This is a genomic window from Neisseria basseii (assembly GCF_962707005.1).
Classification (GTDB): domain Bacteria; phylum Pseudomonadota; class Gammaproteobacteria; order Burkholderiales; family Neisseriaceae; genus Neisseria; species Neisseria bergeri.
On the sequence record NZ_CAUIXH010000002.1, the window covers coordinates 24233 to 42167 of the forward strand.

Consider the following 17935-nt stretch of genomic DNA (forward strand, 5'->3'; position numbering starts at 1 on the left):
TCCTTACCTTTTGCTTTTTCCAAGGATTTTCTTTTTCAACAGTACGCCGCTTTCGATATGGTGCGTAAACGGGAATTGGTCGAACAAGGCGGCACGTTCGACCGTATGGGTTTCCGCCAAGGTGTCCAAATTAGCACGCAGGGTTTCGGGATTGCAGGAAATGTAGATGATATTGTCAAACTGCGACACCAGCTTCAAAGTTTCCTCATCGATGCCGGCACGCGGCGGATCAACGAAAATAGTGGAAAATGCATAATCCGTCAAAGCAATACCACCCTCCTTAAGACGTGTAAACTCACGTTTGCCGGTATAGGCTTCGGTAAATTCTTCGGCAGACAGGCGGGCGATTTTGATGTTGCCTATCCCGTTTGCCTCAATATTCCATTGCGCCGCACCTACTGAAGTTTTGGAAATCTCGGTTGCTAAAACCTGTCGGAAATATTGGGACAGCGGCAGGGTGAAATTGCCGTTTCCGCAATATAGTTCGAGCAAATCCCCGCCCAGCCCTTCCGCCGCGCGGCACGCCCATTCGAGCATTTTCCGGCACACAGCGGCATTCGGCTGGGTGAAGCTGCCTTCGATTTGGCGGTAGTGGAAATCGCGGTCGCCGACGCGCAGGGTTTCGGTTACGTAATCTTGTTTTAAAACGATTTTCTGCCCCCTGCTCCGCCCAATAACGGAAATATCCAACTGTTGCTGTAACGCTTGCGCCGCCTGCATCCACTCATCATCAAGCCTTTTGTGGTAAATCATGGTAACCAGCATTTCCCTGCTGAGCGTGGAGAGGAATTCGACGGCATACCAGCGTTTTTTGAGTTCGGGGGATTGCGCGGCGGCGGCGATCAGCTCGGGCATGAGGCGGTTGACGGCCTCGGAAGCTGCTTCAAAACGGTCGCAGCGTATCATGCTTGCGCCGCTGGCTTTCTGCCCTTTTTCAAACATGGCGTAAAACATTTCACCGCCTTCGTGCCAAATACGGAACTCGGCACGCATACGGTAGTGTTTGTCCGGAGATTCGTACACTTCCCACTCGGGAACATCCAAACCTGCAAAAAGGGTTTTAAGGTAGTCTTTTTTACCTTGAAGCTGCTGCGTGTAGTCGCTCATATCGCTATCCTGAAAAATCAGACCGGATTATAAGCCGATTCACTGCAAAACACGCAACCCCTTTACCGGCATATAACCCGTTTTCCTCCGGCTTTTATGCTAAAATCCGCCGTCTCCAACATACCGCCGACAGAGGGAAAATATGGCAGGCAACACTTTCGGACAACTCTTCACCGTGACCACGTTCGGCGAAAGCCACGGCGCGGGTTTGGGCTGCATCATCGACGGCTGCCCGCCCGGACTGGCATTGACCGAATCAGACATCCAAGCCGACCTCGACCGGCGCAAACCCGGCACCAGCCGCCACGTTACCCAACGCCGCGAAGCCGACCAAGTCGAAATCCTCTCCGGCGTCTTCGAAGGCAAAACCACCGGCACACCCATCGCCCTCTTAATCCGCAACACCGACCAACGCAGCAAAGACTACGGCAACATCGCCACCAGCTTCCGTCCCGGCCATGCCGACTATACCTATTGGCAAAAATACGGCACGCGCGACTATCGCGGCGGCGGCAGGAGTTCCGCCCGCGAAACCGCAGCCCGCGTTGCCGCCGGAGCCGTCGCCAAAAAATGGCTGAAAGAAAAATTCGGTACGGAAATCACCGCCTACGTTACCCAAGTCGGCGAAAAAGAAATCCGGTTTGAAGGCTGCGAATATATTTCCCAAAATCCTTTTTTTGCCGCGAACCAAAGCCAAATTGAGGACTTGGAAAACTATATGGACGGCGTGCGTAAATCCTTGGATTCCGTCGGCGCGAAACTGCATATTGAAGCGTCTAACGTCCCTGTAGGCTTGGGCGAACCCGTTTTCGACCGCCTCGATGCCGAAATCGCCTACGCGATGATGGGCATCAACGCCGTCAAAGGCGTGGAAATCGGCGCGGGCTTCGGCAGCGTTGTCCAACGCGGTAGCGAACACGGTGACGAACTGACCCCGCAAGGCTTCCTGTCCAACCACGCCGGTGGCATCCTCGGCGGCATCAGCACCGGGCAAGACATCTGCGTCAATATCGCCATCAAGCCCACCAGCTCCATCGCCACTCCGTGCCGAAGCATCGACATTCACGGCAACCCCGTCGAACTCACCACCCACGGCAGGCACGACCCCTGCGTCGGCTTGCGCGCCGCGCCGATTGCCGAAGCTATGCTGGCATTGGTTTTAATCGACCACGCCCTGCGCCATCGTGCGCAAAATGCCGACGTTCAGGTTAATACGCCCGACATTACTCTTTCAAACAAATAAAAATTTAGCCAAAACACAGACTTTATAATAGAATACCAAGCATTGCCGTGCCGCTTTGACGCACGGGTTTGTTTAGAGGAACACAACCGACATGACACAAGAAACCGCTTTGGGTGCGGCACTGAAATCCGCCGTCCAAACTATGAGCAAAAAGAAACAGACCGAAATGATCGCCGACCACATCTACGGCAAATACGATGTATTCAAACGCTTCAAACCGTTGGCGCTCGGCATCGATCAGGATTTGATTGCCGCGCTGCCCCAATACGATCCTACACTTATTGCACGCGTCCTCGCCAACCACTGCCGCCGTCCGCGTTATCTGAAAGCCTTGGCGCGCGGCGGCAAACGTTTCGATTTGAACAACCGTTTCAAAGGCGAAGTTACCCCCGAAGAACAGGCGATCGCGCAAAACCATCCTTTCGTGCAGCAGGCTTTGCAACAGCAGTCCGCCCAAGCTGCCGCCGAAACGCCGTCTGTTGAAGCCGAAGCAGCCGAATCTTCCGCAGCAGAATAAATCCCCAAACGAAATGCCGTCTGAAAACCGATTTGGTTTCAGACGGCATTTTTTCGTATGCGGCAATCACGGTTCAAATATCGAGTTCCGCCGTATCTCCTTCGCGTTCCATCCAGGCGCGGCGGGCGGCGGCTTCGCCTTTGCCCATCAGTTTGACGAAGATGTCGCGCGTCTCGTCATCCGCGCCTTCAGGGATTTGCACCTGCAACAGGCGGCGGGTGTCTGGGTGCATGGTGGTGTCTTTGAGCTGGTCGGGGTTCATCTCGCCCAAGCCTTTGAAACGGCTGATGGAATAAGCAGTTTCTTTAACGCCTTCTTTTTGCAGCCTCTCTAAAATGCCGTCAAGTTCGTTTTGGTCGAGGGCGTAGAATTTGCGGGCGGGTTTGCTTTTGCCTTGTGCGTTGACATCGACGCGGAACAGCGGCGGCTGGGCGACGTAGATATGTCCGTCGGCAATCAATTTGGGGAAGTGGCGGTAGAACAGGGTCAGCAGCAAAACTTGAATATGCGAGCCGTCCACGTCGGCATCAGACAGAATAGCGATTTTGCCGTAGCGCAGGCCGCTTAAATCGGGATTGTCGTTGATGCCGTGTGGATCGACGCCGATGGCGACGGAAATGTCGTGGATTTCGGCGTTGCCGAAGAGTTGGTCGGGGTGGACTTCGAAGCTGTTGAGCACCTTACCACGCAGGGGCAAAATCGCCTGCGTCGCCTTGTCGCGGGCGAGTTTGGCGGAGCCGCCAGCAGAATCGCCTTCGACGAGGAAGAGTTCGTTTTCGCGAATGTCTTCGCTTTCGCAGTCGGTCAGCTTGCCGGGCAGGACAGCGACGCCGCTGCCTTTTTTCTTTTCAATCTTTTTAACCGAACGCATCCGTGCTTGTGCCTGACGGATAGCGAGTTCGGCGATTTTTTTGCCGTAATCCACGTTTTGGTTCAGCCACAATTCCAAAGGGTCGCCCGATACGGTGGCAACGAGTTTCAACGCGTCACGGTTGGTCAGCTTGTCTTTGGTCTGACCTTGGAACTGCGGGTCGAGGACGCGGGCAGAAAGGACGAAGGCGGTTTTGCCGAACACGTCGTCACTTTGTACTTTCACGCCGCGGGGCAAGAGGTTGTGCAGATTGATGAAGTTGTTGACGGCGTTGAACACGGCTTGTTTCAAGCCTGCTTCGTGCGTGCCGCCCAGCGGGGTGGGGATGAGGTTGACGTAGCTTTCGTTGGCGCACGAGCCTTCTTCCAGCCAAGTCAGGGCAAAGGCGGTGCCTTCTCCGATGCTGAAATCGCCGTTGTGGTTGTCTGAAATATAGTTTTCGCAGGAGAACAGCGGCACGGCTTCCTGCGCGTCGGCAATCAGGTCGGTCAGATAGCTTTTCAGGCCGTCGGGGTAGTGCCAGGTTTGGGTATGCGCTTCGTCTTCGCCTTTGACCGGGCGGGTCAGGGAAACACGCACACCCGGCAGCAGCACGGCTTTGGCGCGCAGCAGGCGTTCGAGTTCGGGAATGCTGTAATTCGGGCTTTCAAAATATTTTCCGTCCGGCCAAACGCGCACTTCGGTGCCGCTGTCTTTGACGGCGCATTTGCCCACTTCCGCCAACGGTTCGACCACGTCGCCGCTGGCAAACACGATGCGGTGGATTTTGCCTTCGCGTTTGACGGTGACTTCAAGACGGGTGGAGAGGGCGTTGGTGACGGACACGCCCACGCCGTGCAGGCCGCCTGAAAAGGCATACGCGCTGCCGCCGTCTTTTTTATTGAACTTGCCACCCGCATGCAGACGGGTAAACACGAGTTCGACCACGGGTACGCCTTCTTCAGGGTGCAGGCCGACGGGAATACCGCGCCCGTTGTCGCGCACAGAAAGCGAACCGTCTTCATGAATTTGCACGTCGATTGCCGTGGCGAAACCGCCCAACGCCTCGTCCGCCGCGTTGTCGATGACTTCTTGGCAGATGTGGGTCGGGCTGTCGGTGCGGGTGTACATACCGGGACGCTCTTTAACCGGCTCCAAGCCTTTGAGGACGGTGATGCTGGATTCGCTGTATTGGTTGTTTTTAGCCATAGGAATAATCTGAAAGTAAGAAAAACAACGCTTTCAGACGGCCTGAAAGCGTTGCGTTCCGTTGTTTTACCGGTTGCCGGAAGGTTGGCGGGCGGCAAAGTCTTCATAACTTTCCATACCGCGCAGGAAGCGGGAGAGTTCTTTCAACGCCCCCAAATAAACGTCGCGTTTGAACTCGATGACTTCGTCAACAGGAGCCCAATATTGGTGCCAACGCCAGCCGTCAAATTCGGGGTGGCGGGTGGCGCGCAGGTTGACATCGCAATCCCGGCCGGTCAGGCGCAGGAGATACCAAATCTGCTTCTGTCCGCGATAAGAGCCGCGCCATTCGCGGCGTACCCAGTTGTTCGGCACGTCGTAACGCAGCCAGTCGCGCGTCCGCCCGACGATTGTGACGTGTTGCGGCAGAAGTCCGACTTCCTCGTAAAGCTCGCGGTACATCGCGGTTTCGGGGCTTTCGCCGGGCTTGATGCCGCCTTGCGGAAACTGCCAAGAATGTTCGCGCACGCGCTTGCCCCAAAAGACCTCGTTGCGGTTGTTGGTTAAGATGATGCCGACATTGGGGCGATAGCCTTCCCTGTCCAACACGGTGTCGCCCTCCGTTAAATTCAATCGTGCGATTTTCCCACAAATCAGGCGGTTTTGACAAATCAGACGGCATGGCGGTACGTGTGCCGAAACACGGGGGGATTTGGGAAAATATCTTGAATTTGGTTTACAATAATACGTTTCAAATTAATTCGGGAATCAGACCATGTTAGATATCCAATTGCTCCGCAGCAACACCGCCGCTGTGGCGGAACGCTTGGCCGCACGCGGTTATGAATTCGATACCGCGCGTTTTAATGCGCTGGAAGAACAGCGAAAAGCCGTCCAAGTGAAAACCGAAGAACTACAAGCCTCGCGCAACAGCATTTCCAAACAAATCGGCGCACTGAAAGGTCAGGGCAAACACGAAGAAGCGCAGGCGGCGATGAATCAGGTTGCCCGAATCAAAACCGATTTGGAACAGGCCGCCGCCGATTTGGAAGCCGTGCAAAAGGAACTGGATGCATGGTTGTTGAGCATACCTAACCTGCCGCACGAAAGCGTACCCACCGGTAAAGACGAAACCGAAAACGTCGAAGTCCGCAAAGTCGGCACGCCACGCGAATTTGACTTTGAAATCAAAGACCATGTCGATTTGGGCGAACCTTTGGGTTTGGATTTCGAAGGCGGCGCAAAACTCTCCGGCGCACGATTTACCGTGATGCGCGGACAAATCGCCCGTCTGCACCGCGCGCTGGCGCAATTCATGCTCGATACGCACACGCTGAAACACGGCTACACCGAGCATTACACGCCCTATATCGTGGACGACACCACCCTGCAAGGCACGGGCCAGCTACCGAAGTTTGCGGAAGATCTGTTCCACGTTACCCGTGGCGGCGACGAAACCAAAACCACGCAATATCTGATTCCGACAGCTGAAGTTACCCTGACCAATACCGTTGCCGACAGCATTGTGTCCGAAAGCGAACTGCCGCTGAAACTGACCGCGCATTCGCCCTGCTTCCGCAGCGAGGCGGGGTCATACGGCAAAGACACACGCGGCCTGATCCGCCAACACCAGTTCGACAAAGTAGAAATGGTACAAATCGTTCATCCCGAAAAATCATACGAAACGCTGGAAGAAATGGTCGGCCATGCCGAAAACATCCTGAAGGCTTTGGAACTGCCCTACCGCGTAATTACCCTGTGTACCGGCGACATGGGCTTCGGCGCAACTAAAACGTATGACTTGGAAGTTTGGGTACCAGCGCAAAACACTTACCGCGAAATCTCAAGCTGCTCCAACTGCGAAGATTTCCAAGCACGCCGCATGAAGGCGCGTTTCAAAGACGAAAACGGCAAAAACCGCTTGGTACATACCTTGAACGGCTCCGGCTTGGCTGTCGGCAGAACGCTGGTCGCCGTATTAGAAAACCATCAAAACGCCGACGGCAGTATCAATATCCCAGCCGCTTTGCAGCCTTATATGGGTGGCGTTGCCAAGTTGGAAGTCAAATAAGTTTGCAGGCTGCCTGAACGTCAAATGCCGTCTGAAACCTGTTTCAGACGGCATTTCCTTTAAACTCTTAAAACACATCAGCCGTCGGCACGAACCGCATTGCCGCAATCGCCGGTCTGTCCGACCTCGCGGATATTGGACAGCGTAACTTCCGAAATATTACCCAACGCCTCTTCCGTCAAAAATGCCTGATGGCCGGTAAACAGCACATTATGACAAGACGACAGGCGGCGGAACACGTCGTCGGTAATCACATCGTTGGATTTGTCTTCAAAAAACAGCTCGCGCTCGTTCTCGTACACATCCATGCCCAATGCGCCGATTTTCCGGCGTTTCAACGCCTCAATCGCGGCAGAACTGTCAATCAGACCGCCCCGGCTGGTGTTGATAATCATCACGCCGTCTTTCATTTTGTCGAATGCCGCTTCGTTCAGCATATAGTGGTTTTCCGGCGTGGAGGGGCAATGCAGCGTGATGATGTCCGATCGGGCATACAGCTCGTCCAAATCCACATATTTTCCGCCGAGTTTTTCCACTTCGGGGTTGCAAAACGGATCGTAAGCCAGCAGGTTCATACCGAAACCCTTTAAAATCCGCATCGTTGCGATACCGATTTTCCCCGTGCCGATAACGCCCGCCGTTTTGCCGTACATATTGAAACCGGTCAGACCTTCCAGCGAAAAATTCGCATCGCGGGTACGCTGATAGGCTTTGTGGATACGGCGGTTCAAAGTCAGCATCAGACCGACCGTATGTTCCGCAACCGATTCGGGCGAATAGGCAGGCACGCGCACGACTTTCAAGCCCAACTCTTCAGCCGCCTTCAAATCCACATTATTGAAGCCGGCACAACGCAACGCCACAGTTTTCACGCCAATTTGCGCCAATTTTTCCAACACAGGCCGGCTGCTGTCGTCGTTTACAAAAATACAGACCGCTTCCGCGCCTTCCGCCATTTTCGCCGTTTTCGCATCCAGCATGAAATCAAAAAACTCCAGCTCGAAGCCGAAATGCCGGTTGGCGCGGGTAAAATGTTCGCGGTCATAGCTTTTCGTACCGTAAATCGCAATCTTCATCCGGATTCCTATCCCTTGTCCGTTGTCGAAAACGGCATCATACACTGGATTCGGGCAGAGCCGGCGGCTTGTTTTCGCGGTTTTGCGCCGCAGGCGCGCCCTGCCCGACCGCCCGGCACGTCAAAATGCCGTCCGAACGCCGTTTGCACCTTATGTTTCCGAAAGAGGGCGCACGTTCAAATCCCCTTTTTTCCTTATTTCCGAACAAAAAAGCCGGGAATATGCGGGCGCATCCCTTCCGCTTATCATCCGATCGGCGGAAAAATGCCGTCTGAAAAAGCATTTCTTTTTCAGACGGCATTTTTCAGACTGTCCGCCATATGCCGCCGGTTTTGCTATTGATTTTTCATTATTTTCATGTTTTTTATGTGCTTTGCCTTAAAAGACTGAAATATAAAAAATAAAGCCGCAAATTGTCAGAAAGAAAAGTAAAGCTAAACTTTTTATTTTATTTTCTGCCGTATCTTCTTCCCATGGTTTAAATATAAATAGACCAGTTATGAAATCAAATATTGAATGCCAAACCGCTAAAAAAAACTCCATAAAATTTCCTTAAAAAATATCCCGCATCATGCAACCGATTTTTTTATCCGGACACAAAACTCAATCGCCCATTGCCGCCAGAAGCTCCGCCTGATGTTCGGCAATCAGGGCATCGGTGATTTCTTCCAAGTCACCGTCCATCACAAAATCCAGCTTGTGCAGGGTGAGGTTGATGCGGTGGTCTGTTACCCTGCCTTGGGGGTAGTTGTAGGTACGGATGCGTTCGCTGCGGTCGCCGCTGCCGATCAGGGATTTGCGTTCAGCGGCTTCTTTGGCTTGGGCTTCGCGTTTTTGCGCGTCGTTCAGGCGGGCGGCGAGGACTTTCATCGCCTGCGCTTTGTTGGCGTGTTGGCTGCGTCCGTCTTGGCATTCGACCACCATGCCTGTGGGCAGGTGGGTGATGCGGACGGCGGAATCGGTTTTATTGATGTGCTGCCCGCCCGCGCCGGATGCGCGAAAGGTGTCGATGCGAAGGTCGACGGGGTTCAACTCGATGTCTTCCAGTTCGTCCGCTTCGGGCATCACGGCAACGGTGCAGGCGGAGGTGTGGATGCGGCCTTGGCTTTCGGTGGCGGGAACGCGCTGCACGCGGTGTCCGCCCGATTCAAATTTCAAACGGCTGTACGCGCCTAAGCCGATAATACGGGCGATAACTTCTTTATAGCCGCCCAACTCGCTTTCGTTGGCGGACACGATTTCAACCTGCCAGCGGTTGCGTTCGGCGTAGCGGCTGTACATACGCAGCAAATCGCCGGCAAACAGCGCGGCTTCGTCGCCGCCCGTTCCGGCGCGTATTTCGATGAAGATGTTTTTGTCGTCGTCGGCATCTTTGGGCAGCAGCAGTTTTTGCAGTTCGGTATCGAGCGTGTTGATTTTGGCTTTTGCCGCTTCGATTTCTTCGGCGGCAAAGTCTTTCATTTCGGGGTCGGACAGCATTTCTTCGGCATCTGCCAAGTCGCTTTGCGCCAGTTGATAGTTTTGAAATACTTCGACGACGGGCGTCAATTCGGCGTGTTCACGCGTGAGCTTGCGGTAGTTGTCCATATCTGCCGTGGCTTCGGGTTGCCCTAAAAGGTGGGTAACTTCTTCCAACCGGTCTCCGAGTTGTTGCAGTTTTTCTAAGATAGACGGCTTCATAATTCTTCCATAACAAACGCCGCCTGAATGTTCAGACGGCATCAAAACGCGGTCATTATAATATATTTTCTGAATATTCAAAAAGATAATCTTAGATGGATAACCTACCGTCCCAACAGGGCATCGGCATTGCGCTCCGTTACCTTTGCAATCTCTTCTACACAGGTTCCGCGGATTTCCGCAGCAATCTTTGCAATACCCGGAATATTGGCAGGCGTATTAATCTCCTTTTTCAGCATAAACGGGCTGTCGGTTTCCAAGACGAAATCGGTGTCATTCAGGGTTTTGAGGGTTTCGCGTATTTTGCGGGCGTTCGGGTTGAGCAACAGCGAACCGATGCCGATTTTGAAACCCAGTTTTGTCAACATGCATGCTTCTTCCGCGCTGCCGGAGAAGGCGTGAACGATGCCGCCTTGGGCAAAGCCTGTCTGTTTGACGGCGGCAGCGATGTCGGCGGTGGCTTTGAGATTATGGATAATCACGCGGCGGCGCAGGGTTTGCGCGATGGCAAGCTGGCGGCTGAAAACTTGGATTTGCCATTCGCGCTGCTGCGGTGTTTGGATTTTGTCGTAAAAATCCAAGCCAATTTCGCCGACCCATGCCGTCGGACGCGCTTTCAATGCTTGTTCCAAATGCCGGAAATCCGGTTCGGAAACGTCGTCTGAAAACCAAGGATGGATGCCGAGCGCGATATGGATATTGCCTAAAAGCGGATTTTCAGACGACCTTTTCGCCAAATCCGCCACGTCCTGCCAATCCTGCGGCCGAGTCGCGGGAACGATAAACCGCCCTACTCCAGCCTCCCGCGCTGCGGTCAAAACATGCGGCAGGTTTTTGCGTAAGGCGGGATCGGCGAGATGGCAGTGGGTGTCGGTGAAGTTCATTTCGATTTCACAATAATTGCAGTCTTGCCAACTCTTTTTCCACCTCTTCCTTACCCCAGCCTTGCGATACGGCGAGGGTCATGAGTGCGGTGGCGGTTTCGAGGTTGCATTTGCCGCCGTTGATGATACCCGAGTTGCGGAACGCATTGCCTTGCGCGTAAACGGCGGCAGTTCTGCCTTGTCGGACTTGGCTGATGTTGAGCAACAATTTGCCTTGCTGCGTAAAGTCTTGCACGGCGCGGATGAAACCTTCGTCTGCGGGTGTGTTGCCGTGTCCGTAGCTTTGCAGGATAAAGGCTTGGGCGGGAAGCTGTCCGAGTCCGTCTGCGAGCTCTTGGATGGCAAAGCCGGGGATAAGCGTGCGGACGGCGATTTTTGCCTGAGGATCGGGATAGCGGATTTTGAGGCCGTCTGAAACGGCTGCTGCGTCTTGGGACGGGATGCGGATATTATGCCAGCCTTGAGTTTCGTCCCATTTGGCAAGTGCGCCGAAATGCGGATTGTCGAAACCTGCGGCGGTTTCGGTGCTGACTTTGCTGCTGCCGACGGCGGGATACAGTTTGCCGTCAAAGGCAATGACGGTTTGTTTGAGCTTGAGGCTGAAGGCGGCAACGGCGGTGGAGAGGTTGCGCGGGGCGTCGCTGTTTTCGGCGGCATAAGGCCATTGGGAACCGGTCAGGACAATCGGTTTGCCCAAACCTTGCAGGGCGAGCGCGAGGAGATTGGCGGTGTACGCCATGCTGTCCGTGCCGTGCAGTATCAGAATGCCGTCGCAGGAAGGGAGTTTGTCGGCGATGATGTCCAGCCAATCGCACCAGTATTGTAGGGTGACGGAGGAGGAATCAATCAAGGGATTGCAGACGTGCCACTCGAAGTCGAGGCCGTCTGAAAAAGGGGAAAGGGCTTGGCTGACCAATGCGGTATCGGGGCGCAGGCCTTTGCTGCTTTGGGTCATGCCTATGGTGCCGCCTGTGTAGAGGACGAAGATTTTTTGTTTCATAGCATTGTCGTACCGTCTGAACATAATGATGCGGCTTATTTAACTATATTTCGCACCGTCCGGCAATTTGGCGGCGGAAGCGGCCTTCAGACGGCATTGAAATGAAAAGACACCGGCTGCCGATATTCCGCCTTCCCAGCGGTTTGCATTTGAAAACCGGCAAGCCCGAAAAGCTACGGCCGCCCGGATGCCGGGCTTTGGATAATAAGGCGCGGCGGCTGCCGATACCGGCAGCCCTTTCAGGCCGTCCGCCCTATTGCCTGTTCCGCGCGGCTTTTTTGGCTGCCTTGGCGGCTTTGCGTTGCGCCCGCTTTTCTTTCAATTTGCTGCGGTAAAACTGGATACGTTGGCGTTTTTTCCACCAAATCCAAGCGACAACGGCCGCACCTATACCCAAGATAACAAAAATACCCGATTGCAGGCTGTGCATTTTCGCCATCAGCCAATCGATGTTGTGCGCACCGTATTCGCCCAGATAAATCCAAATAGGGACGGAAATCAGTGCGGCCAGTCCATCCATAATGATAAAACGCAAGTATGAAACCTTGCGGCTGATACCGGCTGTAACAAATACGGCCGTTCTCAAACCGGGCAGGAAACGGGCAACAAATAAGACCCAGTTACCGTATTTGTCGAATTTTTCCTGAACCTGCGCGTAACGTTTCGGCGTCATGATACGCGCAATAGGTTTGAACCTTAGGATTTTCTGCCCCCAAATTCGTCCGGCAGCGAACATGATGCCGTCCCCGACCAATACGCCGAGCATACCGACTGCAAACATAATATGCGGATTGGTATAACCCATACCCGAAATCACGCCGCCTGTTACCAAAGTCAAATCCTCGGGAATCGGCACGCCGAAACCGCAGATGACCAATACAAAAAAAACAGCCGCATAACCGTATTCGACAAAAAAGGCTTCTAAAAAAGCAAACATGGCGGATATTCCATTGTCGGAGATAAAAAGTCAGAACAAACCGAAACATTTTCTACATGAAGCAGGCATTCTATCAAAGATTATGCCGTCTGAAAGCGGAAAAAAGGCAGATTCGCGCATCCTCCGCATGTTCAGACGGCATTTAAACAGAAAACCGGCCGGTTCTGAAAACGGTTTTTCCTGATTTTGCCTAAATGCTGCCGATGGCGGAAGCAATACGTTCCGCCCCTTCGCGCGCCCAATCGGCCTGCCGTGCCTCAACCATCACGCGCACGACAGGTTCAGTTCCCGAAGCGCGCAACACAACCCTTCCTTTGCCTTCGAGTTCTTTTTCCACTTCGGCCAACACGTCTTTCGAAGCCTCCTGCCATTTCTGACCTTTTTGGATGCGCACGTTAATCATAGTTTGCGGATACGGCTGCCAGTCGGCGCAAACGGTGGCGAGGTCTTGGTTCAGGATTTGCAGCGCCGCCAAAACTTGCAGCGCGGAAATAATGCCGTCGCCGGTGTTGTGTTTGTCCATGCACAAAATATGGCCGCTGGCTTCGCCGCCGATGAGCCAGCCGCGTTGGTTCAGCTGTTCCAACACATAGCGGTCGCCGACTTTGGCGCGGCAGAAATCGACGCCCTGCTCTTTCAGGGCGATTTCCATCGCCATATTGGTCATAACCGTGCCGACCACGCCGCCGATGTTGATACCTTCTCGGGCTCGGGCTTTGGCGATGACGTAAATCAGGCTGTCGCCGTCGTAAACCTTACCGTTTTTATCGACCATCATCAGGCGGTCGCCGTCGCCGTCTAAGGCGATGCCGTAGTCGGCTTCATGCTGTAAAACGGCTGCCTGGAGTGTCTTGGTATAAGTCGCACCGCATTTTTCATTGATGTTGTAGCCGTTGGGTTCGTTGCCGATACTGACGACCTGTGCACCCAGTTCGTGAAACACCTTGGGTGCGACACCGTACCCCGCGCCGTTGGCGGTATCGATAACCAACTTCAAACCCCGAAGGTCGGAATGACTGGGGAAGGTGGATTTGCAAAATTCGATATAGCGGTCGTCCGCACCGCTGATGCGGCGTGCGCGACCGAGGCGTGCAGAAGGCTGGGTTTTCATTTCTTCGTCGATTTTGGCTTCGATTTCCAACTCGATTTCATCGGAAAGCTTCACGCCGCCCTCGGCAAAGAATTTAATGCCGTTGTCGGAATAGGCATTATGCGACGCGGAAATCATCACACCAGCGGACAAACGCAGCGCACGGGTCAGATAAGCCACGCCGGGCGTAGGCAGCGGTCCGGTTTGGATAACGTTGACACCTGCGGCGGTAAAACCCGCCACCAAAGCGGCCTCCAGCATATAGCCGGAAATCCGCGTATCCTTGCCAATTAAAACGGTCGGTTTCTGGTCGGTGTCGTGCTGAACCAAAACCTGCCCCGCCGCATAACCGAGTTTCAATACAAAATCGGGCGTAATCGGAAACTGCCCGACTTCGCTGCGCACGCCGTCCGTGCCGAAATATTTTTTTGCCATGTGTTGCTCCAAGAATGTGAACCGTTGTCCGAGATTATACAGTCAGTTTGTGCCTTGCTGTCTGCACCGTTGATGCCGTCTGAAGCCGCCCCGTCCTTTTCAGACGGCATGAAGTATGTGAACCGCTCTTTACAGATTGATGCCCAACGCTTCCCACACCTTCAACGCATCCGCTGTCGCCTTCACATCATGCACCCGCACGATTTGCGCGCCGCGCGCTACGGAAGCCAACGCTGCCGCCACGCTGCCGTGTACGCGTTCCGCCGCATTTGCCTCGCCGGTCAGCTCGCCTATCGTGCTTTTGCGCGATACGCCGATGAGCAGCGGAAAACCTGTTTCCGCCATCAATTCGGGCAAATGCCGCATCAGCGCGATATTGTGTTGCAAGGGTTTGCCGAAGCCGGAGCCGAAGCCGGGGTCGAGTATGATGCGTTGCGGTGCGATGCCTGCCGCGATACATTCCGCTGAGCGCGCTTTCAAATACCGCGCTACTTCACCGACAACATCTTGATATTTCGGATTAATCTGCATGGTTTTGGGCAAACCCTGCATGTGCATCAGGCAAATGCCCGTGTCCGCCTGACGCGCCAGCAATTCGACCGCGCCCTCGTCATTCAACGCCGCCACATCATTAATAATATCGACGCCGCCGAGTGCCAACGCTTTTTCCATAATCACCGTGCGGCGCGTGTCCAAACTGATGGGAACGCCCCACCCCGCCACTTCCGCCAAAACAGGCTCAACCCGCGCCCATTCTTCTTCAGGCGAAACATAATCCGCACCCGACCGCGTCGATTCGCCGCCGATGTCGAGAATGTCCGCACCCTCTTTCAAAAGCCGTTCGGCGTGCGCCAAAGCTGTTTGGGCATTTTGCGAATACGCGCCGCCGTCGGAAAAAGAATCGGGCGTGAGATTCACGATACCCATGATTTTCGGTTTGTCCAAACCGATTTCAAACCGTCCTGCCTGCCAAACGCATCCGACCATATCCGTGCCTCCGGAATAAAAAGCAAATTATATGCCGTCTGAACAAAACTTGTCCGTTTCAGACGGCATCGGTATTTCAAAAAAGTATCTTGCAGAATCCGCCGCCGTATGAAACATACCCGCCGAAACCCCCGCCCCTGCAAACGCGGCAACACCCCTTTATGCAAGATATAGTGGATTAACAAAAATCAGGACAAGGCGACGAAGCCGCAGACAGTACAGATAGTACGGAACCGATTCACTTGGTGCTTGAGCACCTTAGAGAATCGTTCTCTTTGAGCTAAGACGAGACAACGCCGTACTGGTTTTTGTTAATCCACTATAATCCGCCCGCACAAAATAGGATTTCTACAAGCCGTGTTATACTGTGGCGTGTTTTACGGATTGTTCGGGCTATGGATTTATTATCGGTTTTCCACAAATACCGTCTGAAATATGCGGTGGCCGTGCTGACGATACTGCTTTTGGCGGCAATCGGGCTGCACGCTTCCGTATATCGCATCTTCACACCTGAAAACATCCGAAGCCGCCTCCAACAAAGCATTGCCCATACGCACCGGAAAATCTCGTTTGATGCAGATATACAGCGCAGGCTTCTGCCCCGGCCGACCGTCATCCTGAAAAACCTGACCATTACCGAACCCGGCGGCGACCGGACTGCCGTTTCCATCAAAGAAACCAAAATCGGATTGAGCTGGAAAAATCTGTGGTCGGATCAGATACAGGTTGAAAAATGGGTGGTTTCAGGTGCGGAACTTGCCCTGACACGCGACGGGAAAGGCGTTTGGAACATCCAAGACCTGATCGACAACCCAAAACGCAAAGCCTCGGTAAACCGCATCATTATCGAAAACAGCACCGTCCGCCTCGACTTCCTGCAAGAGCGGTTTACCCTGAAGGAAGTCCGCCTCAACCTGCAATCCCCCATTTCATCGGGACAACAGTTTGAAAGTTCGGGCACACTGACCGGCGAAAACCTGTCTGCCTCATGGAAAAGCAAAGGGCTTTTCATTTCAGACGGCATCAATCCGCCCGAAATCTCACCGTTCCATTTCGAAGCCGAGACCGCCCTAAACGGGCACGGCATTACCGTTTCCACCACCGGCAACCCCACTATCCGTTTTAACGCCGGCGGACCGGATGCGGCCAACCTCAGCCTGCGTGCCGACACCGCCTTCCACAACCTCCACCTGACCGCCCAAATCCCTACGCTGTCACTCAGGAACAACAGCATTAAAATTGAAACCGTCAACGGGACATTTACCGCTACCGCCGACGGCGGGAATTCCCAATGGGGCGGATCGTTCAAACTCGATAAGGCCAAACTTCACCCCGGTATCGGCAACATCGGCAACGCCGAAATCTCCGGCAACGTCAAAACACCCCGCCTTCAAACCAACTTTTCCCTCGGCTCACCATTGGTTTGGAGCCGGAATAACGGTCTGGAGGCACCGCGCCTGCATGTATCAACCCTTCAGGATACCGTCAACCGCCTGCCGCAACCCCGTTTCATTAGCCGGCTCGACGGTTCGATGTCCATAAAAAACCTTCATCAGTGGCATGCCGAACTCAACGGTTCGTTCGACCGCCAAACCGTTGCCGCGAAATTCAGATACACACATAAAGACGCACCGCACCTGGAAGCTGCCGTCGCACTGCAAAAATTGAACCTAACCCCCTATCTTGACGACGTGCGGCAACAAAACGGCAAAATATTTCCCGACACCCTCGGCAAGCTGTCCGGAGATATCGAGGCCCACCTTAAAATCGGCAATGTCCAACTTCCCGGCCTGCAACTGGACGATATGGAAACCTACCTCCACGCTGACAAAGGCCATATTGCGCTCAGCCGTTTCAAGTCAAGGCTTTACGGCGGTCATACCGAAGGCGGCATCAGCATCGCCAACACCCGTCCCGCCACTTACCGCCTGCAACAGAATGCAAGCAACATCCAAATCCAACCGCTGCTGCAAGACCTGTTCGGCTTCCACAGCTTCAGCGGCAACGGCGACGCGGTCATCGACCTGACCGCGAGCGGCGAAACCCGAAAAGAGCTTATCCGCTCGCTTCAAGGCAGCCTGTCGTTGAATATTTCCAACGGCGCGTGGCACGGTATCGACATGGACAATATCCTGAAAAACGGCATTTCGGGCAAAACTGCCGACAATGCCGTACCCAGCACACCCTTCCACCGATTCACGCTCAACAGCGAAATTTCAGACGGCATCAGCCGCCACATCGATACCGAACTCTTCTCAGACAGCCTCTATGTTACCAGCAACGGCTATACCAATCTGGATACGCAGGAATTGTCTGAAGATGTCCTTATCCGCAACGCCGTCCATCCGAAAAACAAACCGATTCCCCTGAAAATCACCGGTACCGTGGACAAGCCGTCCATTACCGTCGATTACGGCAGGCTGACCGGCGGCATCAATTCGCGCAAAGAGAAACAGAAAATCCTCGAAGACACCCTGCTGGAACAATGGCAGTGGCTCAAACCTAAAGAACCGTAAATACCCTGCGTACAAAAATGCCGTCTGAAACGCCCCCGCGCTTCAGACGGCATGACTTTTCCGACCGACCGTACCACATCGGAAACACAAGCCCCATATCTGTTTGGCTTGGTGTCGGCTGGCAATGCCGCCATTTGTATTTTCGTCAACCCGCAGCGATTTTTCGTTGCCGCATCAAAAACAAAGTATGTCGGTTATATAGTGGATTAACAAAAATCAGGACAAGGCGACGAAGCCGCAGACAGTACAAATAGTACGGAACCGATTCACTTGGTGCTTCAGCACCTTAGAGAATCGTTCTCTTTGAGCTAAGGCGAGGCAACGCTGTACTGTTTTTTGTTAATCCACTATATT

General features: G+C 53.9%; 14 protein-coding genes. 4 read left to right on the forward strand and 10 right to left on the reverse strand.

Annotation, left to right across the window (positions count from 1 at the left end; genetic code table 11):
• Positions 1–3: 3 nt before the first annotated feature.
• A complete protein-coding gene (gene trmA, locus Q9I99_RS01310) occupies positions 4–1107 on the reverse strand; it encodes a tRNA (uridine(54)-C5)-methyltransferase TrmA (protein ID WP_301667321.1) in 1104 nt (367 codons plus the stop codon).
• A 142-nt stretch (positions 1108–1249) separates the two neighbouring features.
• Between trmA and aroC the strand changes: the two genes are divergently transcribed.
• Positions 1250–2350 carry a chorismate synthase gene (gene aroC / locus Q9I99_RS01315; protein ID WP_301667322.1) on the forward strand — a complete coding sequence of 367 codons (1101 nt, stop codon included), beginning with the start codon at positions 1250–1252 and terminating at the stop codon, positions 2348–2350.
• A gap of 91 nt (positions 2351–2441) precedes the next feature.
• Positions 2442–2867, forward strand: coding sequence for a ProQ/FINO family protein (locus Q9I99_RS01320; protein ID WP_301667323.1), 426 nt, complete (start codon positions 2442–2444; stop codon positions 2865–2867).
• A gap of 73 nt (positions 2868–2940) precedes the next feature.
• On the opposite strand, the gene parE is transcribed toward Q9I99_RS01320, so the two are convergent.
• Both parE and Q9I99_RS01330 read right to left on the reverse strand, forming a co-directional pair.
• The gene (gene parE, locus Q9I99_RS01325) at positions 2941–4926 is read right to left on the reverse strand and encodes a DNA topoisomerase IV subunit B (RefSeq protein ID WP_301667324.1); all 1986 of its coding nucleotides are present in this window, start codon (positions 4924–4926) and stop codon (positions 2941–2943) included.
• Between the two features lie 66 nt (positions 4927–4992).
• Complete coding sequence (locus tag Q9I99_RS01330; protein ID WP_301667452.1) at positions 4993–5514, reverse strand: RNA pyrophosphohydrolase; 522 nt, start codon at positions 5512–5514, stop codon at positions 4993–4995.
• A gap of 166 nt (positions 5515–5680) precedes the next feature.
• On the opposite strand from Q9I99_RS01330, the gene serS reads away from it, so the two are divergent.
• Entirely contained in the window at positions 5681–6976 is a 1296-nt protein-coding gene (serS, locus tag Q9I99_RS01335; protein ID WP_301667325.1) for a serine--tRNA ligase, read from the forward strand.
• 77 nt (positions 6977–7053) lie between these two features.
• Here serS and Q9I99_RS01340 read toward each other — a convergent pair whose 3' ends face one another.
• The 7 genes from Q9I99_RS01340 to folP form a co-directional block, all read right to left on the reverse strand.
• Complete coding sequence (locus Q9I99_RS01340; RefSeq protein WP_301667327.1) at positions 7054–8052, reverse strand: 2-hydroxyacid dehydrogenase; 999 nt, start codon at positions 8050–8052, stop codon at positions 7054–7056.
• Positions 8053–8655: 603 nt separating this feature from the next.
• Positions 8656–9732, reverse strand: a complete 1077-nt coding sequence (prfA, locus tag Q9I99_RS01345; RefSeq protein ID WP_301667453.1) for a peptide chain release factor 1 — start codon at positions 9730–9732, stop codon at positions 8656–8658.
• A 104-nt stretch (positions 9733–9836) separates the two neighbouring features.
• Positions 9837–10616, reverse strand: a complete 780-nt coding sequence (locus Q9I99_RS01350) for a TatD family hydrolase (RefSeq protein ID WP_301667328.1) — start codon at positions 10614–10616, stop codon at positions 9837–9839.
• A 7-nt stretch (positions 10617–10623) separates the two neighbouring features.
• Positions 10624–11616, reverse strand: coding sequence for an asparaginase (locus Q9I99_RS01355; RefSeq protein ID WP_301667329.1), 993 nt, complete (start codon positions 11614–11616; stop codon positions 10624–10626).
• A gap of 253 nt (positions 11617–11869) precedes the next feature.
• The gene (locus tag Q9I99_RS01360) at positions 11870–12553 is read right to left on the reverse strand and encodes a DedA family protein (protein ID WP_301667330.1); all 684 of its coding nucleotides are present in this window, start codon (positions 12551–12553) and stop codon (positions 11870–11872) included.
• A 190-nt stretch (positions 12554–12743) separates the two neighbouring features.
• Positions 12744–14078: a phosphoglucosamine mutase gene (glmM, locus tag Q9I99_RS01365; protein WP_301667331.1), complete on the reverse strand. Its 1335-nt coding sequence runs from the start codon at positions 14076–14078 to the stop codon at positions 12744–12746.
• 129 nt (positions 14079–14207) lie between these two features.
• Positions 14208–15065: a dihydropteroate synthase gene (gene folP / locus Q9I99_RS01370; protein ID WP_127404567.1), complete on the reverse strand. Its 858-nt coding sequence runs from the start codon at positions 15063–15065 to the stop codon at positions 14208–14210.
• A 395-nt stretch (positions 15066–15460) separates the two neighbouring features.
• Here folP and Q9I99_RS01375 point away from each other — a divergent pair, with 395 nt between their 5' ends.
• The gene (locus Q9I99_RS01375; RefSeq protein ID WP_301667332.1) at positions 15461–17581 is read left to right on the forward strand and encodes an AsmA family protein; all 2121 of its coding nucleotides are present in this window, start codon (positions 15461–15463) and stop codon (positions 17579–17581) included.
• Positions 17582–17935 lie beyond the last annotated feature (354 nt).

Excerpts from the sequence above, each read along its gene's own strand:
- trmA (WP_301667321.1), bottom strand. The coding sequence starts at position 1,107 with ATGAGCGACTACACGCAGCAGCTTCAAGGTAAAAAAGACTACCTTAAA.
- aroC (WP_301667322.1), top strand. The coding sequence starts at position 1,250 with ATGGCAGGCAACACTTTCGGACAACTCTTCACCGTGACCACGTTCGGC.
- Q9I99_RS01320 (WP_301667323.1), top strand. The coding sequence starts at position 2,442 with ATGACACAAGAAACCGCTTTGGGTGCGGCACTGAAATCCGCCGTCCAA.
- parE (WP_301667324.1), bottom strand. The coding sequence starts at position 4,926 with ATGGCTAAAAACAACCAATACAGCGAATCCAGCATCACCGTCCTCAAA.
- serS (WP_301667325.1), top strand. The coding sequence starts at position 5,681 with ATGTTAGATATCCAATTGCTCCGCAGCAACACCGCCGCTGTGGCGGAA.
- Q9I99_RS01340 (WP_301667327.1), bottom strand. The coding sequence starts at position 8,052 with ATGAAGATTGCGATTTACGGTACGAAAAGCTATGACCGCGAACATTTT.
- prfA (WP_301667453.1), bottom strand. The coding sequence starts at position 9,732 with ATGAAGCCGTCTATCTTAGAAAAACTGCAACAACTCGGAGACCGGTTG.
- Q9I99_RS01350 (WP_301667328.1), bottom strand. The coding sequence starts at position 10,616 with ATGAACTTCACCGACACCCACTGCCATCTCGCCGATCCCGCCTTACGC.
- Q9I99_RS01355 (WP_301667329.1), bottom strand. The coding sequence starts at position 11,616 with ATGAAACAAAAAATCTTCGTCCTCTACACAGGCGGCACCATAGGCATG.
- Q9I99_RS01360 (WP_301667330.1), bottom strand. The coding sequence starts at position 12,553 with ATGTTTGCTTTTTTAGAAGCCTTTTTTGTCGAATACGGTTATGCGGCT.
- glmM (WP_301667331.1), bottom strand. The coding sequence starts at position 14,078 with ATGGCAAAAAAATATTTCGGCACGGACGGCGTGCGCAGCGAAGTCGGG.
- folP (WP_127404567.1), bottom strand. The coding sequence starts at position 15,065 with ATGGTCGGATGCGTTTGGCAGGCAGGACGGTTTGAAATCGGTTTGGAC.
- Q9I99_RS01375 (WP_301667332.1), top strand. The coding sequence starts at position 15,461 with ATGGATTTATTATCGGTTTTCCACAAATACCGTCTGAAATATGCGGTG.